General features: G+C 64.3%; 19 protein-coding genes and 1 pseudogene. 7 read left to right on the top strand and 13 right to left on the bottom strand.

Features of this window, described 5'->3' with window-relative positions; genetic code table 11:
- The 3 genes from EOA75_RS08115 to EOA75_RS08105 form a co-directional block, all read right to left on the bottom strand.
- A partial coding sequence (locus EOA75_RS08115; RefSeq protein ID WP_164747313.1) for a pitrilysin family protein occupies positions 1-1,314 on the bottom strand: 1,314 nt, incomplete at its 3' end.
- 125 nt (positions 1,315-1,439) lie between these two features.
- Positions 1,440-1,994, bottom strand: coding sequence for a 16S rRNA (guanine(966)-N(2))-methyltransferase RsmD (gene rsmD, locus EOA75_RS08110; protein WP_127324029.1), 555 nt, complete (start codon positions 1,992-1,994; stop codon positions 1,440-1,442).
- A complete protein-coding gene (locus EOA75_RS08105; RefSeq protein WP_127324028.1) occupies positions 1,975-4,053 on the bottom strand; it encodes a pseudouridine synthase in 2,079 nt (692 codons plus the stop codon). Before EOA75_RS08105 ends, rsmD begins: the two co-directional genes overlap by 20 nt.
- A 181-nt stretch (positions 4,054-4,234) precedes the next feature.
- On the opposite strand from EOA75_RS08105, the gene EOA75_RS08100 reads away from it, so the two are divergent.
- Complete coding sequence (locus tag EOA75_RS08100) at positions 4,235-4,696, top strand: nucleoside deaminase (protein ID WP_066996659.1); 462 nt, start codon at positions 4,235-4,237, stop codon at positions 4,694-4,696.
- Positions 4,697-4,781: 85 nt separating this feature from the next.
- Here the strand turns inward: EOA75_RS08100 and EOA75_RS08095 are convergent, their stop codons facing one another.
- The 5 genes from EOA75_RS08095 to EOA75_RS08075 all read right to left on the bottom strand — a co-directional run bounded on the left by EOA75_RS08095 (position 4,782) and on the right by EOA75_RS08075 (position 11,663).
- A complete protein-coding gene (locus tag EOA75_RS08095) occupies positions 4,782-5,459 on the bottom strand; it encodes a hypothetical protein (RefSeq protein ID WP_127324027.1) in 678 nt (225 codons plus the stop codon).
- Positions 5,460-5,706: 247 nt separating this feature from the next.
- Positions 5,707-8,691 carry an isoleucine--tRNA ligase gene (ileS, locus tag EOA75_RS08090; protein ID WP_206516976.1) on the bottom strand — a complete coding sequence of 995 codons (2,985 nt, stop codon included), beginning with the start codon at positions 8,689-8,691 and terminating at the stop codon, positions 5,707-5,709.
- 252 nt (positions 8,692-8,943) lie between these two features.
- The gene (locus EOA75_RS08085) at positions 8,944-9,741 is read right to left on the bottom strand and encodes a MipA/OmpV family protein (RefSeq protein WP_095778378.1); all 798 of its coding nucleotides are present in this window, start codon (positions 9,739-9,741) and stop codon (positions 8,944-8,946) included.
- Between the two features lie 135 nt (positions 9,742-9,876).
- On the bottom strand, positions 9,877-10,089 hold the full coding sequence (locus tag EOA75_RS08080) for a hypothetical protein (protein WP_066996644.1): 213 nt from the start codon (positions 10,087-10,089) through the stop codon (positions 9,877-9,879).
- 23 nt (positions 10,090-10,112) lie between these two features.
- Positions 10,113-11,663: an acid phosphatase gene (locus tag EOA75_RS08075; protein ID WP_245466588.1), complete on the bottom strand. Its 1,551-nt coding sequence runs from the start codon at positions 11,661-11,663 to the stop codon at positions 10,113-10,115.
- 143 nt (positions 11,664-11,806) lie between these two features.
- On the opposite strand from EOA75_RS08075, the gene EOA75_RS08070 reads away from it, so the two are divergent.
- A complete protein-coding gene (locus EOA75_RS08070) occupies positions 11,807-12,361 on the top strand; it encodes an HdeD family acid-resistance protein (RefSeq protein WP_095784055.1) in 555 nt (184 codons plus the stop codon).
- 186 nt (positions 12,362-12,547) lie between these two features.
- Here the strand turns inward: EOA75_RS08070 and EOA75_RS08065 are convergent, their stop codons facing one another.
- Positions 12,548-13,531 (bottom strand): bifunctional riboflavin kinase/FAD synthetase, encoded by a 984-nt coding sequence (locus tag EOA75_RS08065; RefSeq protein ID WP_127324025.1) that lies wholly within the window; start codon positions 13,529-13,531, stop codon positions 12,548-12,550.
- Between the two features lie 47 nt (positions 13,532-13,578).
- Entirely contained in the window at positions 13,579-14,439 is an 861-nt protein-coding gene (locus EOA75_RS08060) for a TIGR01459 family HAD-type hydrolase (protein ID WP_127324024.1), read from the bottom strand.
- 298 nt (positions 14,440-14,737) lie between these two features.
- Between EOA75_RS08060 and EOA75_RS08055 the strand changes: the two are divergent.
- From EOA75_RS08055 to EOA75_RS08040, 4 genes and pseudogenes are all read left to right on the top strand, one after another.
- Positions 14,738-16,698, top strand: a pseudogene (locus EOA75_RS08055) (pilus assembly protein).
- A 26-nt stretch (positions 16,699-16,724) separates the two neighbouring features.
- A complete protein-coding gene (locus EOA75_RS08050; RefSeq protein WP_164747315.1) occupies positions 16,725-18,698 on the top strand; it encodes a pilus assembly protein TadG-related protein in 1,974 nt (657 codons plus the stop codon).
- A gap of 100 nt (positions 18,699-18,798) precedes the next feature.
- Complete coding sequence (locus tag EOA75_RS08045) at positions 18,799-19,227, top strand: nuclear transport factor 2 family protein (protein WP_127324023.1); 429 nt, start codon at positions 18,799-18,801, stop codon at positions 19,225-19,227.
- A gap of 144 nt (positions 19,228-19,371) precedes the next feature.
- Positions 19,372-20,004, top strand: coding sequence for a LysE family translocator (locus tag EOA75_RS08040; protein WP_127324022.1), 633 nt, complete (start codon positions 19,372-19,374; stop codon positions 20,002-20,004).
- 25 nt (positions 20,005-20,029) lie between these two features.
- Here the strand turns inward: EOA75_RS08040 and EOA75_RS08035 are convergent, their stop codons facing one another.
- Together EOA75_RS08035 and EOA75_RS08030 are read right to left on the bottom strand one after the other, a co-directional pair.
- Entirely contained in the window at positions 20,030-20,911 is an 882-nt protein-coding gene (locus EOA75_RS08035) for a dienelactone hydrolase family protein (protein WP_245466587.1), read from the bottom strand.
- Between the two features lie 55 nt (positions 20,912-20,966).
- Complete coding sequence (locus EOA75_RS08030) at positions 20,967-21,791, bottom strand: DUF2189 domain-containing protein (protein WP_127324021.1); 825 nt, start codon at positions 21,789-21,791, stop codon at positions 20,967-20,969.
- Between the two features lie 168 nt (positions 21,792-21,959).
- Between EOA75_RS08030 and EOA75_RS08025 the strand changes: the two genes are divergently transcribed.
- Positions 21,960-22,466 carry a CAP domain-containing protein gene (locus tag EOA75_RS08025; protein ID WP_127324020.1) on the top strand — a complete coding sequence of 169 codons (507 nt, stop codon included), beginning with the start codon at positions 21,960-21,962 and terminating at the stop codon, positions 22,464-22,466.
- A gap of 324 nt (positions 22,467-22,790) precedes the next feature.
- Here the strand turns inward: EOA75_RS08025 and EOA75_RS08020 are convergent.
- The coding region (locus EOA75_RS08020; RefSeq protein ID WP_127324019.1) for a DHA2 family efflux MFS transporter permease subunit at positions 22,791-24,046 on the bottom strand (1,256 nt) is incomplete at its 5' end.

The following is a 24,046-nucleotide window of genomic DNA, read 5'->3' as shown; positions in this document are numbered from 1 at the left end:
GTCGAGCACCAGGTAGCGGGCGGCCGCGGCCTTGACCTCTGCGGCAGTGACCTTGCGGATGCGGTCGGGCCATTCCTCGACATCCTTCACGTTGCCGCCGGTGGCGAGCGTCGAGCCGTACATATTGGCCATGTCGTCCTGCTTGTCGCGAGCAAAGACCATCGAACGGACATAGCGGGTCTTGGCCCGCTCCAGCTCGTCACCGGTCACGCCGTCCTTGGCAATGCGCGCGACCTCGGCATCGACCGCCGCTTCGACCTCGGAAAGCTTGGCGTCGCCGCGCGGCGAGCCATAGACGGTGAAGTTGGTGGCGTCGAGCATGGTGCCCTGAAAGAACGCACCGGCTCCCGAGGCGATGCCCTGCTTCACCACCAGCTGCTGGTAGAGGCGGCTACGGTTGTCGCCGCCCAGGATTTCGGCCAGGAGATCGAGCGCCTCAGCCTCGCCGGGCTTGGCGGTGTGATAGGACGGCACTACCCATTGCGTGGAAAAGCTCGGCACCGAGACGCGCGCATCGGTCAGCGTCACGGTGCGCTTGGTGTTCTGCTCCGGCTCGACCGGGCGGATGCGCGGCCGCAGGTCCGGCCCGCGCGCCACCTTGCCGTAAGTCCTTTCGGCCATCGCCTTCACCGCGTCCGGATCGACGTCGCCGGCGACGATCACCACGGCGTTGTTCGGCCGGTAGAAGGTGTCGTAGAAGGCCTTGGCATCCTCGCGGTTCAATTGCTCCATCTCCTGCATCCAGCCGATCACCGGAATGCGGTAGGGCTGGTTCTGCCAGAGCGTCGCGTCGACCTCCTCGTCCAGCACTGCCTGCGGATCGTTGTCGATGCGCGAGCGGCGCTCCTCCAGGATAACGTCGCGCTCGGTCTTGATGACATCGTCGGTTAGGACGAGGTTGCGCATGCGGTCGGCCTCGAACCCCATCATCTCCTCGAGCGCCGAAGGCGGCACCGTCTCATGGAAGGCGGTGTAGTCGTAGGAGGTGAAGGCGTTGTTCGAGCCGCCGATGTCGGCCACGGCGCGGTCGAACTCGCCGGCTGCGTGGTTGCTCGTAGCCTTGAACATCAGATGCTCGAAGAAATGCGCGATGCCGGATTTGCCGGGCGGCTCGTCGGCGCTGCCGATCTTGTACCATACCATATGAGTGACGATCGGGGCGCGATGGTCCGGAATGACGACGACTTCCAGGCCGTTCTCGAGCAGGAAATCCTTGACCGCGGCTTCGCCGGCGGCGCGTGCCGGAACCTGCGCCGCGAACGCCAGCGCGCCGGCAAGGAATGCTGCGCGCAGGCCTCTGGTGTTCAATGTCATCAAATGCTCCGGTTTCGGTCGCGCGACGATAGAAAAGGTTCCATGGCGAGGCAAAGTGATTTGTTCGTCATTTTCGAGGCGCGTGCGTCATTTCCTTTTCCCTTGCGGGAGAAGGGACGTGCCCCTCACCCCACCTCGACAAACCGGATCACCGTGTCGCCATAGCCGCGCTCGTCCACCACGGAAAAACCGGCGCCCGGTTCGAACGGCGCGGACGCCGCCTCCTCGACCACGCAGAGCGCGCCGGGCAGGAGCCAGCCGCCGGCTTTTGCCGAGCGCAGCGCGCGCTCGCCGAGGCCCTTGCCATAGGGCGGGTCGGCAAAGACCAGGCCGAAGGGCGACAGCGTGCCGGCTTCGCCCAAATGGGTCGCGTCGCGGCGGAAGATTTTGGTCCGCCCGGTGAGCCCGAAGGCCTCGACATTGTCGCGGATCAGCCCGCGCCCTTCCGCCGATTCCTCGATGAAGACGCAGTAGGGGACGCCGCGCGACAGCGCCTCCAGCCCGAGCGCGCCGGTGCCGGCGAAGAGATCGAGCACACGGCCGCCTTCGAGCTTTTCGGCATAGCGATGCGCAAGCACGTTGAACACCGCCTCGCGGGTGCGATCGGTGGTCGGACGGATGGCATTGGAACGCGGCGTCGCCAGCGGACGCCCGCGAAACTCACCGCCGACGATCCGCATTGCCACCCCTCGGCCCCTTCGGACCGCGCGGCCTGTCGCCGCCGCTTCCCTCCGGCCGATCGTCTCTTGGCTTGCCGAACGGCGTGCCCTTGCCGCCCGGCCTGAACGACGCCTTCCGCGCCTTCGCTTCCGCGGCCTTCGCGGCGTCGGCCTCCGCCCTGCCCTTGCCGATGGGACGCGCGCCCGGCGCCATCCAGACATTGGCCTTGCGCTGGCCGGGCGGTTCGATCGGCCGCGGTTCGCCTTTCTTGCCGCCGGCCTTGCCGCCGAAGCCGCGCTCGGACTTGCCGAAGCCGCGCTCGGATTTGTCGAAGCCAGACTTGTCGAAGCGAGACTGGGGACCGCGTTCGCCGAAGGCTCGCTCGGGCTTCGTCGAAAGCTTGCTCAGCGCCTCGTCGCGGCTGCCCTCACGGCGCTTGCGGGCCTTGATCAGCCCGCCCTCGCCGATCGGCCGGCGGTCGCCCTCGCGCGTGAATTTCGGCCGCTCGTCCTCATCGCGGCGCGGCTCGCTGCGTCGCACCGGCTTGTTGGAGAACGGTTTTTGGATCTCGGCGTCGAAATTGGCGCCGGACTCTTCAACCAGCCGCTCGCCGAGCTGCTCGCGCAGCGTGCGGCCCTTGATTTCCAGCACGTGGCCCTCGGGCAGCTCGTTGAGCTGGAACGGCCCGTAGGAGATGCGGATCAGCCGCGTCACCTCCAGCCCCAACGCGCCGAGGATGTTCTTGACCTCGCGGTTCTTGCCTTCGCGCAGGCCGATCGTCAGCCAGGCATTGCTGCCCTGCTCGCGGTCGAGCGAGGCCTCGACCGACCCGTAGAAGACGCCGTCGACGGCAATGCCGTCGCGCAGGGCGGTGAGCTTGCTCTCCTCGACCTTGCCGTGGACGCGCACGCGATAGCGCCGCAGCCATCCGGTGGCCGGCAGTTCGAGCACCCGCGACAGCCCGCCGTCATTGGTCAGCAGCAGCAGCCCTTCGGTGTTGATGTCGAGGCGACCCACGGTCATCAGCCGCGGCAGATCGGCCGGCAGCACGTCGAAGACGGTCTTGCGGCCTTCCGGATCGCGGTTGGTGGTGACCACGCCTGCCGGCTTGTGGAACAGGAACAGCCTTGTGCGCTCGATCGGCGGGATCTCCGTGCCGTCGAGATGGATGACGTCGTCGGGCATGACGTTGAGGGCCGGCGACGACAGCACCTTGCCGTTGACCTTGACGCGGCCGGCGGCGATGAGTTCCTCGGCGTCGCGGCGCGAGGCGATGCCGGCGCGCGCCAGCCGCTTGGCGATGCGCTCGCCGGCCTCCGGCGCTGCTTCTGAGGGCCGCGGGCGCGGCTTGAAGCCGCCTTCCGGCTTTCTCGCGGCGCTGTCGCGCGGCGCTCGATCGGCGAAATCCCGCTTCGGGCGCTGCGCGAAGTCGCCTCCGTCTTCGCGCTGCGGCCGGTCGGCCAAGTCGCGCTTGGGCCGATCGCCGAAATCCCGCTTGGGCCGATCGCCGAAGTCGCGCTTGGGGCGATCGAAGCGCCGTTCGGCGCGTTCGCCTTCGGCGGCCATCGGCCGGTCGCCGCGCGGCGTGTAGGGCTTGCGCCCTTCGCGCTTGTCGAAGGGTTTGCCGTCGCGCGGCGGACCTTTGCGGAACGGTCGTTCGCCACGCTCTCCACCTTCGCCCCCGTCACGAGGCTTATAGCTGCGTTTGAAATCGCGGCGCTCGCCTTCCGCGGCCGCTGGCCGATCGCCACGTGGCGTATAGGGCTTGCGGGCGCCATCGCGTTTTTCGAACGGCTTTCCCTCGGGGCGCGGTCCTTTGCGGAACGGTCGTTCTCCGCGTTCCGCGCCCTCGACGGCGCGCGGCTTGTAGCTGCGCTTGAAATCGCGCGCGGGGCGCTCGCCATCGGCGGCCATCGGCCTGTCGTCACGCTGCGTGTAAGGCTTGCGCGCGCCACCGCGCTTCTCGAAGGGCTTGCCCTGCGAACGCGCTCCCTGGCGGAACGGCTTGTCGCCGCGCGGCGTCGGTTTCGATCCGCCTTTGCCCGGCCCTTTGCGTGATGATTTCTTGTCGTCGTCCATATGGATCTTGCTCTTCTTGGACTGCCGCGGCGTACGCGCCCGGTCGGACGCGTTATGCAGGCAGTGTCATCTTGATTTGCGCATGCAGCAGCGCGGCAAAAACCGATTCCGGTTTTCAGGGTCACGCGCTAGATAACAGGATCACCGTCGGGTGGCGAGGAGTAATCGGAATGCAAAGCGCGTGAAGCGGCCGGATTTCATGGCTTTGGCGCTCAAGGAAGCCGAAGCGGCCGCAAGCCGGGGCGAAGTGCCGGTCGGCGCGGTGATCGCCAACGGCAACATTGTCGTGGCCAAGGCCGGCAACCGCACGCGCGAGCTGGCCGATCCGACTGCGCATGCCGAAATGCTGGCGATCCGCGAAGCCTGCCGGCAACTCGCCAGCGAGCGGCTTACCGGTCACGATCTCTATGTGACGCTCGAGCCCTGCGCCATGTGCGCCGGCGCCATTTCGTTCGCGAGACTCCGCCGGCTCTATTTCGGCGCGGCCGACGAGAAGGGCGGCGCGGTGGTCAACGGCGTGCGCTTCTTCGCCTCGCCCACCTGCCACCACGCGCCGGACGTCTATTCCGGCTTGGGCGAAAGCGAAGCGGCCCTCATCCTGAAGGAGTTCTTTCGCGAGAGGCGGAATGGCAGTGAATGGTGAATGGTTGACGCAAGCAGTGAGTAGCAAAGAAGCAGGTCGTGAGTAGTGAGCAACAGAGACCTATTCGCTATTCGCTATTCGCTACTTACAGCCCCAGCCAGTCAAACCAGCCGCCGCCCTTCTTGCCTTCCGCCTGCGCCTTGAGCCGGCGCTCCTTCTTGTACTCGTCCTCGCCGAGCTCGTTTTGCGGCGCGGTGTCGGCGGCCTGACGATAGGCAAGCGGCGGCTCGCTCAAATACTTGCGGACATTGGGATTGCCCTGCTTCTGCTCCGCGAGGCGGCGCTGGATCTCGGCGGTTCGGGTCGCGCTGGAATCGTCCGGCGACCAGCGCGGCGGATGGCTGGATGCAGAATCGGCCAAAGCCTTCTTCACCGCCACCGGGTCGGTCTGAACGTCCTCGACCGCTTCCGGCTGGTAGTTCGGGTCGTTCTGGTGGGCGGTCGCGTCGGCGCGAATGCGGGCGCGGCGCGCCTCGGGCGATTCGGGCCAGTCGGCGCTCGCCGTCTGGATGCTTTCCTGCGGTGGCGGCAGAGTTTCCCTCTGTCCCGGCGCAGGCTTCACCAGGTCCGGGCGCGGCTTATAGTCGATAGGATCGCGGCGCTTCGGCGTGATCGCGATGGCGCCCGAAACGTCGTCGGCGAGTTGCTCGGCGGCGGTCTTGTCGGTTCCGTAGGTCGGAGAGCCGACGCAGCCCGACATGGCTATGGCCGATGCCACAAGCGGCGCCAGCAGCGCGGCGCGCGCAAACGTTCTTTCGGTCATGCCAAAAAGTCCCACTTTAAAGCCTTTCGGTCGCCACCGGCCACAGGGGCGCGGTCCCCTTCTTCCCCGCGTTTGCGATGGAAATCCGGCGACAATTTGTCTGCCGGAGTGTCGCGTGTTTACCTCAACCACTTGTCAAGGGCAACGCGCGGGCGAATTTGCGCCGCCCGGCGTGGCACTTTTGCACTTATTTCATGGGTGCATATCGTTAGCCCAAAACCGCTGCGCACTCTTGGGCGACATGCACCTACAAACGCCCGAGCGCCCTCAGTTCACGCAGCACGGCAGCATCGCGGGCCGAGACATCGTGAAATTCCGGATCCTGCCCGACATCGGCCGTGTAGCGCCAGGAGCGCGCGCATTTGACCAGACCGCGATCCTGGGCCTTCTCGACGACGACCGCGACGCCCTTGACGTCATCCAGCGTGAAAGCGCCTTGCGGCGCCTTGCCATGGCTGATGACCAGATCGCTGGTGATCGCCATCTCGGCCATGTCGACATCGGCGATGGCTGCTTCCAGCGCCGCATCGTCGATGGTGACCACCGGCACGGCTTCCAGCGAGGAGCCGATCAGTTTATCGGCGCGCGCGATCTCGAGCGCGCCGGTGACGACGCGGCGCACCTGCCGGACCTTGCGCCATTTCTCGGCCAGCGCCTCGTTCCTCCAGTTATCCGGAATGGCCGGGAACTGGTCGAGATGCACCGAGGCGGCTTCGGGGTGACGGTCGAGCCAGGCCTCTTCCATCGTGAAAGGCAGCATCGGTGCCAGCCACTTCACCAGGCATTCGAAGAGATGGCGCACGACCTGCACTGCCGCCTTGCGGCGCAAGCTGGACGGCGCGTCGCAGTAGAGCGCGTCCTTGCGGATGTCGAAATAGAAGGCCGAAAGCTCCACCACCATGAAGTCGAGCAGCGCGCGGGTGATGCGCTTGAACTCGAAGGCGTCGTAGCCCTGGCGCATCGCCTCGTCGAGTTCGGACAGCCGGTGCAGCATCAGCCGCTCCAGCTCCGGCATCTTGTCCAGCGGCACGTCCTCGCCATCATCATGGGCGAGCGTGCCCAGCATCCAGCGAATGGTGTTCCTCAGCTTGCGGTAGGCGTCGATATTGGTCTGCAGCACGTTCTTGCCGAGCCGCTGGTCTTCCCAGTAGTCGGTCGTCACCACCCAGAGCCGCAGGATATCGGCGCCGGACTGTTTTATCACGTCCTGCGGCACGACCGTGTTGCCGAGGGACTTCGACATCTTGCGGCCTTCCTCGTCCATGGTGAAGCCATGGGTGATGACCGACTCGTAAGGCGCCCTGCCCCTCGTCCCGCAGCTTTCGAGCAGCGAGGAGTGGAACCAGCCGCGATGCTGGTCGGAGCCTTCGAGATAGACGTCGGCCGGCCATTTGAGGTCGGGCCGATCCTCCAGCGTGAAGACATGCGTCGAGCCGGAATCGAACCAGACGTCGAGGATGTCCGTCACCTGGTGCCATTTCGAGGCGTCGTGGTTGCCGAGGAAGCGCTCCTTGGCGCCCGGCGCGAACCATGCGTCGGCGCCCTCCTGCTCGAAGGCGTCCATGATGCGCTGGTTGACCGCCTCGTCCTTCAGCACATTGCCGTCGGCATCGGCGAAGACGGCGATCGGCACGCCCCAGGCACGCTGGCGCGACAGCACCCAGTCGGGGCGCTCCTCGATCATGGCGCGGATGCGGTTCTGGCCGGCCGCCGGCACGAAGCGCGTGTCGTCGATCGCCTGCAGCGCGCGGCTGCGCAGCGTCGTGCCGTCGCCGAGGTCCTTGTCCATATAGACGAACCATTGCGGCGTGTTGCGGAAGATGACGGGCTTCTTCGAGCGCCAGGAATGCGGATAGCTGTGCTTCAGCCGGCCGCGCGCGAACAGCGCGTTGCGCTTGATCAGTTCCTCGATCACCGCCTGGTTCGCGTTCCCCTTCTTGCCGTTGTCGTCGATGACGCGCGCGGGGCCGCCCTCGCGGTCCGGGCCGAAGCCCGGCGCGTCCTTGGTGAAGAAGCCGGCATCGTCGACCGGGAACGGGATCGAGGTGTCGACGCCGCGCTTGATGAGTTCGGCCACCGCATCCATCCAGGCATCGAAGTCCTCGCGGCCGTGGCTGGGCGCGGTGTGCACGAAGCCGGTGCCGGCATCGTCGGTGACGTGCTCGCCGGCGATCATCGGCACGGGGAACTCGTAGCCGCCGCCCAGTCCTCTGAAAGGATGCGAAAGCGTAAGACTTGCAAGCTGTTCAGGGGAGACGTTGTGAAGCCGGTTCAAGGTGACCTTGGCTTTGGAAGCGGCGTCCTCCGCCAGCGCGTCGGCGAAGATCAGCTTCTCGCCGGGCTGCGGCCCGAAGCTGTTCTCGGCCGCGGTCACTTCGTAGAGGCCATAGGCGATGCGCGGCGAAAAGCTGACAGCGCGATTGCCGGGCAGCGTCCAGGGCGTCGTCGTCCAGATGACGACATGCGCCTCCAGCAGGTCGAGTGCCGTCCCATTCAGCGCCGGCGCGGCATCGGCGGCATCGACCGGCCGGGCAAGGCTCGCCACCGGGAACTTCGCCCAGATCGTGTCGCTCTCATAGTCCTGGTATTCGACCTCGGCCTCGGCGAGCGCGGTGCGCTCGACCACGCTCCACATCACCGGCTTCGAGCCGCGATAGAGCTGGCCGGATATGGCGAATTTCAAAAGCTCGCCGGCGATCCGCGCTTCGGCGTGATAGGCCATGGTCGTATAGGGATTGTCGAAATCTCCGATGACGCCGAGCCGCTGGAACTCGTCGCCCTGCACCTTGATCCAATGGGCGGCGAAATCGCGGCATTCCCTGCGGAACTCGTTGACCGGCACCTCGTCCTTGTTCTTGCCCTTGGCCCGGTACTGTTCCTCGATCTTCCACTCGATCGGCAGGCCATGGCAGTCCCAGCCAGGCACGTAATTGGCGTCGTAGCCGCGCATCTGGAAGGAGCGGTTGATGACGTCCTTGAGGATCTTGTTCAGGGCGTGGCCGATATGGATGTTGCCATTGGCATAGGGCGGCCCGTCATGCAGCACGAATTTCTCTCGGCCGGCGGCTTCATCGCGCAGCTTGCGGTAAAGCTCCATGTCCTGCCAGCGCCTGACCAGGCCGGGCTCCTTCTCGGGCAGGCCGGCGCGCATCGGGAAATTGGTCTGCGGCAGGTAAAGCGTTTTGGAATAGTCGATGGTTTCAGCAGTATCGGTCACGGGGGTGTCGGTCATTGGTCTGCCATGTGCATTGCCCGTTGGCAAAATAGCTCGGGCGTTGAACTATCATCATCTGGAAAAAGCGCGAGGGGGCCGCGCGCAAAAGTCCCGGCGGCTCCGGCGGCGCTCAGGCCACCCGGAACACCGGGCCCGTAATTCGTATCGCGATCGCAAAAAGGCGCGAAAAGCTCGTCATGGCGTGGCTTTTAGCGGATGCCGCGGCAGGAATAAAGCGCGGATTTCAAGCCAAAGCGCCGGTATTTTGACTTACATCGAGAAATTGAAACGGTAGGTGGTCGACACGCCAACGGTCCACTGATCGCGGTCGCCGCGCTCCTTGACCAGACTGGAATCGGCCGCCGGCCCCATCAGGCGGGAATATTCGGTGAAGACGCTGGCCGTCATCGGCTCGGTCACTTTCCAGGTGATCGCGCCGCCGAGCCCGGTCGACTTCAGCCCGCCGCCCGGATGGTATTCGCTGAGGCCCGAGGCCGCAGCTTCCGTGGCGTTGACGCCGTAATAGGCGTCGAAATAACCGGCCGAGGCGAAGGAGACACGGGGGCCGCCGGAAATGCGGACGGTCGGGGTGACGTCGTAGAAGGCGTCCGCCGCGATGTCGGCGACGAAGCCGTTATGGGCGCGGATGCCGTGTCTGAGCTCCGCCCGAGCCCGCACCCAATCCAGCGGATAGAATTCGAAGAAGCCGCCGACCTCGCCGCCCCAGCGCACCGGATCAAGGCCTTGCAATTCGTCCTTGCTGGAACGCGAGAACAGGAACTTGCCGGTCAAGCCGGCGCGCACGCTGCCGTCGTCGATCAGCGCCAGCGAGATGTTGTCGTTGCGCGAGGTGAAACGCGCTTCCGGCCCTGCCTTGCCGAGCGAGATGATGGGCTGGGCGCTCAGCATATATTTCTTGCCGCCCTCGAAATTCGGGGCAACGAGACCGGTGGCGCCGAGCGTCAGGTACCAGTCGCCGGAAATCCAGCTCCCCTCGCCGGCCTGGGCAGAGGTGACGGCCATCAGGCCAGAGGCGAGAACCAGCGGAATCGTCCCGACAATACGCATCGTCAACCCTTACGCGAAACAGGCCGGCAGGAACACCGGGCAGCGCAGAAGGCATGGCGTCAGTGCGGTAAATTTTGACTTAAGATCCGTAACAGAGACGGCGCGGACCGCCAGCATGGAGATCGGCCGCCCGGCTCAGCTGCCGCGCGGCGCGTGCGACATGTCCAGCAGCTTGGCCACGGCCTTCGAGCCCTTCCCCGCGACGCGTGCCGATCCGTCGTCACCCACCTCAACGGTGGCGCCGCTGGAGAAGCTAAGCGACCAACCATCACCTTTGGCGTTGCGGCGCCGGTCGGTGAGCTCGATGCCGGCAGCCGTGACCAGCGCGACGATCCGGTCGGCGTCCATGTTGGTCCTCCGAAAACGCGCCCTCAATTCAGGTCAAGCCCGCCGGTAAGATCGCCGAGCGGCGGCTCGCCATGCGCGGCTACGGCCTTGTCGCGAACCACGATGCCGTGCAGGACCGGCAATTCGAAACGCTCGGTGATGAAGCGCAGGATCGACGTCGTGTCATAAGGGGTATGATCGACATAGCCGTGCTTGGCGAAGGGCGAAATGATGATCGCGGGAATGCGCGTGCCCGGTCCCCAGCGGTCGCCCTTGGGCGGTGCGACGTGATCCCAGATGCCGCCGTTCTCATCATAGGTGACGACGACCAGCATGTGCGGCCATTGCGGGCTCTTTTCCAGATGAGCCACGACATCGGCGATATGGCGGTCGCCGGCCTGGATGTCGGCATAGCCGGAGTGCTCGTTGAGATTGCCCTGCGGCTTATAGAAAGAGACCTGCGGCAGGGCGCCGTCATCGATGGCCTGGATGAAGCTCGCGCCAGCCAACCCGGCGTCGCGCAGATGTTCGCGCCTGGCCTCGGTGCCCGGAGCGTAATTGGCGTAATAGTTGAACGGCTGATGATGATATTGGAAGTTCGGGATCGGTGTTTTGTTGCCGTGGTCGAGCGTGTACTGCCAGGCTCCGGAATACCACGCCCAGTTTATGTGCTTGAGGCTGAGCATGTCGCCGATAGTCGGTTCCGTCTGCGGCGGCAGCGTGGTGGGCTTGCTAGGATCCGCGAGCAGCCGATCGCCGCCGGGCGCCGGATCGTTGCCGCTCGGCTGGTATGGCGGCTGCATGGTGTTCACCGCGTAGAAATCCGGCGTCAGGTTGCCGTCGGAGACGAATTTCGGGATCCCGTCGCGCGCCGATTTCGGCGAATTGTCGGCGATCTTCAGCGCTGTGCCGCTAGCGTCCGTCACCGCGATCGACGGCTTGGCCGGGCTCTTGTCGGCATTCGCGTAGTACGGCGCGCAGGCGCAGATCAGCCACTGGTGATTGAAGAAGGAGCCGCCGAAGCCGCCCATGAAGAAATGGTCAGCGAGCACGTATTTTTGCGCAATGGCCCACATATCGGTCTCGGAGGCGTCCCAGTTGCTCATCGGCATGGCGCCTGAATCGGCCCAGGCGACGAACATGTCGTTCTTGCCACCGTTGATCTGCATCTGGTTCTGGTAAAAGCGATGCCACAGATCATGCGTCACGACGCTGAGCGGCACGTTGAACCCTTTTGGGTCGTTCACCGTGAACGGTTCGTTCGGAAGGTGCTCGGTCATTGCCTGCGTCACCGGCGGCGTGACGCCCTTGGCGGTCAGCCCGTCCCAGACCGGCGGCAGCTCTGACAGGACCGAGCCGTCACGGTCGCGCTGCTGCAAGCTTTCCTTGCTCGCCTTGTCGATGCCCTCGGCACCCGGAAAATGGCCATAGAGATTATCGAAGGCGCGGTTCTCGGCGAAGATGACGACCACCGTCTCTATCTTGGCGATGCCGTCCGGCGGATCGCCGGGCTGCGCCGCGAAGGCGGGAGGCGAAGCGACAGTGGACAGGGCGAGAGCCGAGGAAAACAGGGCGAGCCCATAGGATCGCTTCATCGCCGTACCTCCATTGCGCAAAGTCAAATGACACCAGCTTCGGTGCATCTTGGCAATAGCCACCGCGCTGGACGGGTGATCACATCGGGATTACCTTCCTTCAACCGCAGGATGCGCGGCGAACTCTGCAGGGAGACGAAGCCATGAGCTTGCAAGGCAATACCCTGGAAGACGCGATCGGACGCACGCGCGACAAATGGGGATGGTTCGTGGCGCTCGGCGTGCTGCTGCTGATTTTCGGCGGCATCGCCTTCGGCAATCTCTTCATCGCCACCGTCGCTTCGGTCTATGTCGTCGGCTGGCTGATGCTGATGGCGGGCGTCATCGAGATCATCCATGCTTTCGGCGTCAAGACCTGGGGGCGCTTCTTCTACTGGTTGCTCAGCGGCCTGCTCTATGCCGTCGCCGGCTTTTTCGCCTTCTACAACCCGCTTCTCGCCTCGGCAGTGCTGACGTTTCTGCTCGCCGTCGCGCTCATTGCTTCCGGGCTGCTGAGGGCCTGGGTCGCCTGGAACCACCGGCCGCAGCAAGGCTGGGGATGGCTGCTGGCAGCCGCGATCATCACCATCCTGCTTGGCCTGATCATCGCCATGGGCTGGCCGGTCAACAGCCTGTGGGTGCTCGGCATGTTCCTGGCCGTCGACCTGATCTTCCAAGGCTGGAGCTTCATTGCCACCGGGCTGGCGCTCAAGCGATAGGGTACTCGACCTTCGCGATCGGCCGAAGCCTGCCCAACATCGTCATCCCAGGCGAAGCAGAAGCTCCGTCGGGAAGACCCTGGGATGACGACATGAGAGGGCGTTTCGCCAATCGCCAAGGTTTGCAATCTGCTAGCCGGACGCAGGCGCTTTGACGCTTCTCTTCGCCACCGCGCCTTCCAGACCTCAGAAACAGATGGCGGCGTCCAGCTCCGATAGCGGACGCACACCTGCGAGCAGCGCCCTCGCCTCGGCCTCGTCGCGCTTCATCTGCGCGACCAGCGCATCGAGCCCATCGAATTTGAGCTCGGGGCGCAGATAGCCGAAGAACGACACCTGGCAGATCTCGCCATAGAGATCGCCGGAGAAATCGAAGACATAGGTTTCGAGCAGCGGCGCGCCATTATCGTCGACGGTCGGCCGGCGGCCGAAGCTGGCGACGCCGTCATGGAGCGTGCCATCGGCGCGGCGCAAGCGGACGGCGTAAATGCCTTCCTTCAGAGTGGCTTCCGGCGAAAGCTTCATATTGGCGGTCGGAAAGCCAAGCGTGCGGCCGAGCTGCTGGCCGGCGATCACCTCGCTCTCGACGGTGAAGCGATAGCCGAGCAGGCCGGCTGCTTCCCCGACCTTGCCTTCGCAAAGCAGGGCGCGGATGCGGCTGGACGAGACGACCTCGGCACCTTCGTCGCGGAAGGCGTCGACCAGCGTGACGCCGAAGCCGTGGCGCTCGCCGGCCGCCATCAGGAAAGCCGGGCCGCCCTGGCGGTCCTTGCCGAAGTGGAAGTCGAAACCGGTGACGGCATGGCTGACGCCCAGCCTGATTTCCAGCACATCGGTCACGAATGCCTCGGCCGAGAGCGAGGCGAAGTCGCGCGTGAACGGCTGCTCGACGAGGGCGGCAAAGCCGAGCCTGGCCAGGAGCCGCGCCTTCATCGGCGGCGGCGTCAGCACGAAGAGCGGCACGTCCGGCCTGAACACCTTGCGCGGGTGCGGCTCGAAGGTGAGCACCAGGGCCGGCACGCGGCGGCGGCCGGCTTCGGCCAGCGCCCGTTCCAGCACCGACAGATGGCCGCGGTGGACGCCGTCGAAATTGCCGATCGCCACGACGCCGCCGCGCAGATGCCCGGGCAACGGCGTGACCGCCGAAATGCGTTGGAAATCGTGCGTCATGTCGACCTGCGTGATGTCGGGGCGCCCGTCATGGTCCGGCTTCCCGCCTATTGCAGCCGCGGGATGACGGCGACCGGGCGATAACCGTGCGTCGTGAGGAATCCCGCCAGCCTTTCGGGATCCGGCCGCAGCGGGTCGCCATAGTCGCGCGCATGAATCCCGCCCGAGACATAGAGCACGTCGAACCCGTTGTCGGCGGCACCCTTGACGTCGGTCATCATGCCATCGCCGATGGCGAGAACCTGTTTGCGCTCGGCCGCGTGGCCGAGCAGCCCGGCGACCTCCTTCATGGCGAGGTTGTAGATCGGCGCGAAAGGCTTGCCGGCGATCAGCGTGCGGCCGCCAAGCTGCGCGTAGTCGCGCGCCAGCGCGCCGGCACACCAGATGGTGCGCTCGCCGCGCTCGACCAGGATGTCGGGGTTGGCGCAGATGAAGGGCAGGTTGCGGGCACGCAGCCGCTGCAGCAGTTCCGCGTATTCGGCGGGCTTCTCCACCTCGTCGTCATAGAACCCGGTGCAGACGACGCCGGAGGCTTCGAATTCCTCCACGAGTTCGACGTCCAAGCCGTCATAGAGGGTGAAGTCGCGCTCGGGCCCGATGTGGAAGATCTTCCTCGGACCCTCGGCGATCAAGTCGCGCGTGACGTCGCCCGAGGTGACGACACGGTCATAGGCATCTGCCGGAACGCCGATCGTATGCATCTGCGCAACGACGTCGTCGCTGCGCCGCGGCGAATTGGTGATCAGCACCACCGGCACTTTTGCCTCGCGCGCCCGAGCAAGCGCCTCCGCGGCGACGGGGAAGTGCCATTCGCCATTGTGCACCACGCCCCATACGTCGCACAGGATGGCCGCGTAGTTTTCCGTCAGATCGGTGAGCGAAGCGATGATGTTTGGCGAGTCCGCCATGCCGTTATCCTGAGACTGGTCTAGGCAAAGCCGCGACAGCCATCCTTTTAGTTCGGAGGCCGCCACGGCCGGTCCCGCATAACCGAAGCGCTCCATCCTGTCACCAGCTTTCGCCATCGCCGCCGGGACGAGCCGCGACCACGCCCGTTCGGAAGCGCAGGGTTAACACGCCGTCAAAATGGCGGTGCGTGCTTGAACGTTTCGGGCAAGCTGAAATTTAAGGATCTATGACCATGGTAGCACCGAACTAGGACCATGGTCGTATACCGGTATGGGTCTTTTGCGGGGGCTGAGCGCAATGATCGGCAGATTTATAGGCGACAAGCGGGGCAACTACGCCCTGTTGACAGTCATCACGATGGTGCCGCTGATGGGTGCCGTGGCACTGGCCGTCGATTTTACGGAACTGGTTAGAGAGAAGCAGGAGACGCTCAACGCCCTAGATGCTGCTGGGGTCGCGACAGCGCAACAGATCGTCAGCGGAGCGAGCGACGCGGACGCGAAGGCCTACGCCAAGCAGTTCTTCGAGGCCAATCTCAGGCACGTGTCTCCGGCCAACACGACGCTGACCGTCACGCTGCCCAACAACAATGCCGGCGGCGGCACCCTGGTCCTGGAGGCGTCCGTGAAATATCACCCCTATTTCCTGCCGGCGGCGGCGATGCTGCTCGGCGGGACTGCGGGCGACCACGTAGTCAATGTTTCGGCGAGGTCGGAAATCCGACTTAAGAACACGCTGGAAGTGGCGCTCGTGCTGGATAATTCCGGATCGATGTCGACCCTGGGCTCGGGAACCGGGCAGAAGCGTATTGACCTGCTGAAAGCCGCCGCCAAGCAGTTGGTCGACACGCTGGCGCTGCAGGCCCAGCAGATGAAGCAGATCTCCAAGCCGGTGCAGTTCTCGCTGGTTCCGTTCTCTGCCTCGGTCAATGTCGGGCCGACGCATGACGGCGACAGTTGGATGATCAAGATGGTATCTCCCCGGTCCAGCACGAGAATTTCGACTGGACGACGATGAGCGCCGCCAACGATCCGAACAAGTACGCCGAGAAGGTCAATGGCGCCTGGTACAAACGCGGTGACGGTTGGGGCGATACCAAGGGTGAGCCCCTGACCCGCTTCAGCCTTTATGCCGACATGACCGTGGAATCGGGTCGCGAAGAGGTGCCGAACTCAAAGCAGTACATCTGCGACGCGTACAACAAAAAGGGCAAATGCACCGACGGACATTGGACTGACCCGCAATATGTCTACACTACCAGCCGCTATGCGAGTTGGCAGGGGTGCGTCGAAGCGAGGCCTTATCCCTACAACGACGACGACACGACGCCGACCACGTCCAATCCTGCGACGCTCTTTGTGCCCATGTTCGCTCCGGACGAGCCCGGCACGCTGTGGCGCGACTTCAACCGCGACGGCACGAATGATGTCAACAGCTTGAGCTACGGCTACGAGAACAATTGGTGGGCAGACTGGCCTTATTCATTAAACCCAACCGCGGTTCAGCGGCAATCGGACATGCGGAAGTACTTTCTGGTGAAGCCTTACGGTTCGACTTCGGCCGGTGCCGGTGACGGCCCGAACGCAGCCTGCACCACCAGTCCAATCACGCCCCTCAAGGACGTCACGGTGAGTGCGCAGAAGCAGCAACTGACTGACGCCATCAATGCTATGGCGCCAACTGGCAATACGAACGTACCCGAGGGGCTCGCCTGGGGCTGGCGGACAGTCTCAAGCAACGAGCCCTTCACCGAAGGTCGGCCAAACAACGAAAAGGGCAACGACAAGGTCGTAATCGTGCTGACCGACGGCGCCAATACCTACAGCGCGATCAGCGACGCCAGTTACGCCAACAACCGTTCCACCTATGCGGCCTATGGCTATACAGGCAAAGTCAATTCCGCACTGGCAAGCGTCACGCGCCTGTTCATGAATACGAGCACCGCGGTGCCTAAGACCACCTATACGGACGGCAACTACACCGCCGCGCTTGACGAACAGATGCAGACGCTATGCGCCAATGCCAAGGCGGCCGGGATCATGGTGATGACGGTCTCGCTCGATTTGGTTGACACCAAGGCGGACGAGAAGAAGGCCATGGCTGCGCTAAAGGCTTGCGCTTCCGACTCCCGCTTCCGCAGAGACCCTGCCGACCCGAGCAAGCCGGCGAAGCTATTCTGGAACTCGACCGGCGCCACGCTTTCTGACGACTTCAAGGCGATCGGCAACGAATTGTCGAACCTGCGCATCGTCAGTTGATCCGAAAGAGCAACCGCTTGCTGAAGATGCGCGAATTCTGGCTTCGCTTTTGCCGCGACCGGCGCGGCAACTATGCCCTGATGACGGCGATCGCCATGGTGCCGCTGATGGGCGCCCTCGCAATCGCGGTCGACTTCACCGAACTCAACCGTCAGAAACAGATGGTGCTCAACGCGCTCGATGCGGCGAATTTTGCCGCCGCAAGGCGGTTGGCGGAAGGCGCCACCGACGACCAGATCAAGGCCTATGCCGTCGACTTCTTCAACGCCAACCTCAACACCATCGACCCCGCGGACGTAGCGCTCAACATCACCCTACCCACCAGCCAGGCCGGCGGCGGCTTGCTGACAATGAGCGCCACTCTTACCTACCATCCCTATTTCTATCCGGCTTCGGCAATGCTCGTCGGCGTCGACGAAGTCGACGCGAAAAAGCCCGTTGAGATCGAGATGAAGTCACAGGTGCGCTTGAAGAACACACTGGAAGTGGCGATGGTGCTCGACAATTCGGGCTCGATGTCGACGAAAGGATCCGGCACGGGGCAGAAGCGCATCGACCTGCTCAAACAGGCCGCCAAGCAGTTGGTCGACACACTTGCGCAGCAGGCGGCGCAGATCAAGCAGATCGACAAGCCGGTCCAGTTCAGCCTGGTGCCCTTCGCGGCTTCGGTCAATGTCGGGCCCGATAACGACAACGCCTCCTGGATGGATGTCTACGGGCTGTCGCCGGTCGCCAACGAGAATTTCGACTGGTCGACGCTCAACGCCGCCGACAAGCACGCCCAGAAGATCAACGGCATCTGGTACAAGAACGGCACCGGCTGGGGGACCGAGGAAGGCCAGGCACTGACCCGCTTTTCGCTCTATCGCGACATGAAGGTGGTCACCAGCCACGAGCGCATCGTCGGCAGCAAGCGCGTCGTCTGCGACGAATACCGGTCCAACAACACCTGCAAGCGCAGCCACAACGAATACGACTACAACGACACCTACGGCCCGTTCGCGAGCTGGCAGGGCTGCGTCGAAGTGCGTCCCTACCCTTACAATGTCGACGATACGCCTGCGTCCGGCGGGCCGAACAACACCGGCATCGGGGTCGGCGACCCGGCGACCATGTTCGTGCCGATGTTCGCGCCCGACGAACCCGGCAACCACTGGAAGGTGACGCAAGATCCCGACGAGCCGAACCCGGTGACCTACGGCGCCGCCAACAGCTGGTGGAACGACGATCCGTCGAGCACCACCGGCAAGACGCGCCAATCCAATATGGCCAAGTATTTCATGCCGCGGCCGATCAATGCGCCGGTGCTGGCAACGGGCGCCGGTCCCAACTACAGCTGCACCACGACGCCGGTCACGCCGCTCACCGACGTCACCACCGCCGACGGGCTGGCCGCGATCAAGGCGGCTGTCGACCTGATGCAGCCCAACGGCAACACCAACGTGCCGGAAGGCATGGCCTGGGGCTGGCGCACCGTGTCCAGCACGGCGCCCTTCACCGAAGGGCGGCCGGAGACCGAACGCGGCAACGACAAGGTCGTCATCGTGCTCACCGACGGCGAGAACACCTATTCGACGGTGAACTCCGATCCGGCCGGCAACAAATCGACCTATGCCGCCTACGGCTATACCGGCGTCGGCTACAAAGGCACCTCGGTCACCCGCCTGTTCGGCGGCACCTCCAGCGACATCGGCCAGTTCAACTATTCCTCGGGCAACTACACCAACGCGCTCAACGAGCAGATGGCCAAGCTCTGCGACCACGCCAAGGCGGCCAACATCATGGTGATGACGGTTGCGCTCGACATGTCCGCGACCGACGCCCGCGACAAGCAGGCGATGGACGCCCTGAAGACCTGCTCATCCGACTCCCGCTTCCGCAAGGATCCCGCCGACCCCAGCAAGCCCGGCAAGCTTTTCTGGAATGCAACCGGCGCGACGCTGTCCGACAATTTCAAGGAGATTGCGAACGAGCTATCGAATTTGCGCGTGGTGGGGTAACGGACATAAACTGACGCCGGCGCGCCAAGAAGCGAAAAGGCAGGATCAGGGGCTTGATTTCAGATAGTATTCTCTTTCCCCTTCATCGGAGGATGCTGAGATGCTGTCAGACCTCGCGAATCTCATCGAGCAGGATCATTTAGCCTTGGATGCCTTCGTCAAGGGCAATCCCGAACCATTGAAAAGTCTCTTCTCACAACGGGATGACGTCGTCATCGCCAATCCATTCGGCCCGCCGGCAAAAGGATGGAAGAAGGCTGCCGAAACGATGGACCGTGCCGCTACCAACTACCGAGACGGAGAGATTATCGGCTTTGACCGTATTTCCGAGTACGCAACGACCGACTTGGGTTACATCATCGAGATCGAGCGGGTCCGATCCAAGGTCGGCGGCAGCGACAAGCTTGTTCCGATCGCACTTCGAACCACCACTATATTTCGGCGGGAGAAAGGCGCGTGGAAGATCGTCCTTCGTCATGCCGATCCTATAACCTCGCCTCGTCCGGCAGCCTCGATCGTCGGTGAGTAGAAAGGCTACAAAAGCCTGCGGCGCTGCCCACCCTGGCGCAACGAACGGCGCCGGCAAGTCCCTTGCGCTCGTGCGCGGCACAAGGCACATGTCCGTACCCGCCGGCATCGGACCTTCCCTGCCGCAGGTGCTGGAGATCGAGCGATGCCTGACGCCGCCAACCATCTGACCTTCGCGCTGATCTGCCTCGGCATGGTGCTCACACCCGGCCCGAACATGATCTACCTGATCTCGCGCTCGCTGTCGCAAGGGCCGAGGGCCGGGCTGATCTCGCTGGGCGGCGTGGCGCTGGGCTTCCTGTTCTATGTGGTGTCCGCGGCCTTTGGCATCACCGCGCTCATCTTCGCCGTGCCTTATGCCTATGACGCGCTGCGCTTTGCCGGCGCGCTTTATTTGCTGTGGCTCGCCTGGCAGGCGCTAAGGTCCGGCGGCCGCTCGCCATTCCAGGTGCGCGAGCTGCCGAAGGACAGGCCGCGCAAGCTGTTCGTCATGGGGCTGATGACCAACCTGCTCAATCCGAAGGTGGCGGTGCTCTATCTGTCGCTCTTGCCGCAGTTCATCAACCCGGCCACGGGCCATGTGCTGTCGCAGCTTCTGGTACTCGGCGTGACGCAGATCTCGATCAGCCTGACCGTCAACGCCATGATCGCGGTGACGGCGGGCTCGATCGCCACCTTCCTCGCCGGACGGCCGTTCTGGCTGGTCGTCCAGCGCTGGATGATGGGCACGGTGCTGACGGCGCTGGCTTTGAAGATGGCGACTGAGGCGCAGCGCTGAGATCGGATGATCAGGGCTATGGCTGTTATCCGCTGAAGGCCTGCCTCAAAAACGTGTGGACGTCGCTTGCCGATTTTTCGGCCGCAGCTGCGTTGTACTCCACCCGGTGGCCATACTGCTCGGTGCCCGTCTTGAATGACGGGGAGGCAAAGGCGTGGCGAGCGCCCTTGAAGACATCAAGCTGCACGGCGCTGCCCTTGCCGCTGCGCTGCGCCATCATTTCCCGGCAATTTTTGGCGGGGGTCCAATCGTCGAGCTCGCCGATCAGGATCAAGGTCGGCACCGCCACGTCGCCATTCGTAGCCGAACAATTCGGATAGTAGGCAATCGCAGCTTTGAATTTACGCTCCATAAGCTGTTCGGCGCCACCGGATTGCACGGCCTCAAGCGTTGTGATCCCGCCGGCGGAGAACCCCATCAACGCTGTGCGCTGCGGGTCGACGAAACTCAATTTCGACAGGTACTCCAAGGCGCCGTAGGCGTCATAGACGCGATCAGCAAACAGGCTGCCATCAGCGAGCAGGCCGTGATCACACGTCTCGCGAATACCGCGCGTGCTGAAGCTGTCGACAACGAGTACGACATAACCCCAGGAAGACGGCCGCTGCGACCAGGTTTTCTCTACAGTTGGGAATAGGCCCGAACATCCATGGAGAACGACGACCGCCGGGAACGGCCCCTCACCCGGCGGTCGCGTCAGATACCCATTCAATGGCGTGCCGGGAATGGCCTGGAGCGCTCGCCCGTTTTGTTGCGCAATGCGCTGCTGAAACGGCGTCGGCTTCACGGCCGCGCTTTCAAAGTGCACCAACTCGTCAGCGTTGGCACGCGTAGTATCAATGCAGCCGACAGCCCAAAGCCCGGCCACGAATGCCGCCCCCTTGAGCGACCTCAAGAACATCTTCATGAACCAGGCTCGGTAAACCGTTTCGGGCCGTCTGCTTTGTTCGAGCCGGCGCGGCCTACATCGGCCGGCGGATGGGCCGGATGTCCTGCGGCTCCACCACCTTGCGATAGAGATGCCAAGTCGCGTGGCCGAGGACCGGCATGACGACGGCAAGGCCGGCAAACAGCGGGATCGAGCCGATCACCAGCAGCACCGCGACCGTCAGGCCCCAGAGCGCCATCTGCAGCGGGTTGGCAATGACGGCGCGCGCCGAGGTCTCGATCGCCGAGACGGCGCCGACATCGCGGTCGAGCAGCAGCGGGAAGGCAATCACGGTGGTGGCGAGCACCACGACCGCGAAGACGAGGCCGGCAGCGTTGCCGAGCAGGATCAGCGTCCAGCCCTTGCCGGTCGTCAGCACGTCGCGCAGGAAGGTTCCGACGGAGGCGGGCGGCTCTGCGCCGAACAGGCTGGTGTAGATCGACTGCGCGGTGAACAGCCACAGAAGGAACAGCGCGAAAAGCAGGACGCCGATCGCCGCGATCGAGGGCAGCGCCGGCGAACGGCGCACGTCGAGCGCATGGTGCCAGCGGCTGCTCATGCCGAGCTCCCGCCGGCGGCTGATCTCGTAGAGGCCGATGGCCGCGAAGGGACCGATCAATGCAAAGCCCGACATCAGCGGATAGACGAGCTGGATTGCACTCGAGCCGGAGGTCCACCGCGTCAGGATCAGGCCGACGACCGGATAGATCAGGCACAGGAACACGTAGTGCGAGGGCTTGGCCCAGAAATCCTCGGCGCCGAGCCTTAGCGCGTCCCATAGATCCGACGTGGTGATGTGGCGCACCGTGGGCTGCACATGCAGCCCTTGCGCGTCCGCCATGACATGAAAACCAGCCATAACCGTCCTCCGTATCGCTCGGGGGGCGGTCACCGCCTGGGTGGCCCGCCCGTGGCTGCCACTTCTAGAACGCCGGGATGATAGCCGATCTCCCGGACGATGTCGCCGCATAACGCGATTTTCATCGGCTGCCCGGCAAAAGCCACGATCGCCGGTATCAGAGGCCGGATGACCAGCCTGACCACCGATTCCCCCAATCTCGACAGACGCACATTGCTCAAGGCCATCGGCCTTGCGGCGCTCGGCGGCATTGCCGCCTGCAACAGCGTCCCGCTGCCGACCGGCGAAGCCGCCGGCGTGTCGTCTTCCGCCACAGGAACGTTGAGCACAATCCGCACATCGGCCGGACTGCCGGCGCTCATCCCGGACACGCAGCTCGAACAGGCGGCGCTGCAGCAGGCCGGCTACATGGCGTCGCGCGCCCGTATGAGCCACACCACGGGCTGGGGCAAGGATTTCGCCTCACGCATGAAGGGCAATGGCGTGCGCGGCGCCGCGGGCGAAAACATCGCCGAGGGACGTTTCGACCTGCAAAAGCTGTTCGACATCTGGATGCATTCGGACGGCCACCGGCGCAACATGCTCGACCCGGACTTCAGCCGCTTCGGGTTGGCCTACGTGCGCGACGGCCGCGATCCCAGCCTGCGCTACTGGGCACTGGTGCTGGGCCGCTAAACTGAAGCGCCGCCTCCGGAAAGCCCGCGTGCTCTTTGCATCCAGGGACACTGATCCGCAGGCCGGACGTTACCCCGGCGGCTATCCATTCTGACCAGCCGGCGCGCGTCGCCGGGCGATCGTTGGCGTGGCCTCAGAGCGGCTTCACCAGGAGCGGAACGCTCCTCTGCGGACCGCAATGCATGTAGCGATTGCACACTCAGCGACAACCAGTTGCGTTCGCCGCCGCCCGCTTAGCGGTCAATTCGGCGGACATAACCGAGCTGCATTTATGGCCGCAATGTCAGCGTGATTGGGACTGGCACGGAGACCGCCACCAAAACATCAATCCATATGAGCCGCCGGCGCGCCGCCCGCGGGCGCGGCCTTCGGCTTGCGCAGCAGGACGACGAACGGGACGGCAAGCAGCGTCATCACCATCAGGAGTTTGAAGTCGTTGATGTAGGAGATCATCATCGCCTGGACGTTGACCAGCCTGTCGACCCGCGAAAGGGCCATGGGATCACCGCTCGCCGCCGCGGGCGAGGCTGCCCACAGGTTGGGGTTGTAGGGGTTGATGAAGGCTCCGAGCTCGCTGTGGTTGACCTGCGTGTTCTGCACCATCAGCGCCGCAACCACCGAGACGCCGATCGATGAGCCGAGATTGCGCACAAGGCTGAACAGCGAGGTGGCGTCGGTGCGGTAGCGCGCGTCGAGCGTGGCGAAGGCCACCGCCGAGAGCGGCACGAACACCATGCCCATGCCGAGGCCCTGGATGACGCCCGAAGAGATGATCAGCCAGTTGTCCATCTGCGGCGTGAAGCTCGCCATGGTGTAAAGCGACTGCGCGGTGAGCAGGAAGCCGATCGCGACCAGAATACGCGCGTCGATCCTGTGCATGATGCGGCCGACGAACAGCATCGAAATCATCGTGCCGATACCGCGCGGGCCGAGCACGACACCGATGGTGACGGTCGGGTAGCCGAAGATGTTGGCAAGCATCGGCGGCAGCAGCGACATCGAAGCCAGAATCAGCACGCCCATGACGAAGATGAAACCGAGCCCGGTCACGAAATTGCGGTCGAGGAAGATTTTCGGATCGATGAAGGGACGTTCGGACGTCACCGTGTGGATGATGAACACCCAGAAGCCGGTGATCGACAGCGCAAGCTCGATCCAGATCTCTGTCGAGGAGAACCAGTCGACCTCGCCGCCGCGGTCGAGCATCAGCTGCAGCGCGCCGACGCCGAGCGAGATCATGGCGAAGCCGAAGAAATCGAAGCTGCGCACGCGCTTGGCGACGACAGGCAGGTAGGCGGCCATGCCGATGAAGGCGAGGATGCCGACCGGCAGGTTGATGAAGAACACCCAGCGCCAGTTGAAATTCTCGGTCAGCCAGCCGCCGAGCGTCGGGCCGAGGATCGGCCCCAGCATGATGCCGGCGCCCCAGATGGCCATGGCCTGGCCGTGGCGTTCGCGGGGATTGATATCGAGCAGGAAGGTCTGCGACAGCGGCACGATCGCCGCTCCGAACACACCCTGCAGCAGGCGGAAGAGCACCATCGTCTCGAGGCTCCACGCCATGCCGCAAAGCATGGAGA

Origin of the sequence: Mesorhizobium sp. M1A.F.Ca.IN.022.07.1.1, from assembly GCF_003997575.1 — a bacterium.
GTDB lineage: Bacteria > Pseudomonadota > Alphaproteobacteria > Rhizobiales > Rhizobiaceae > Mesorhizobium.
The sequence above is the reverse complement of the archived record's forward strand: the minus strand, read 5'-3'. Positions and strand labels throughout refer to the sequence as shown.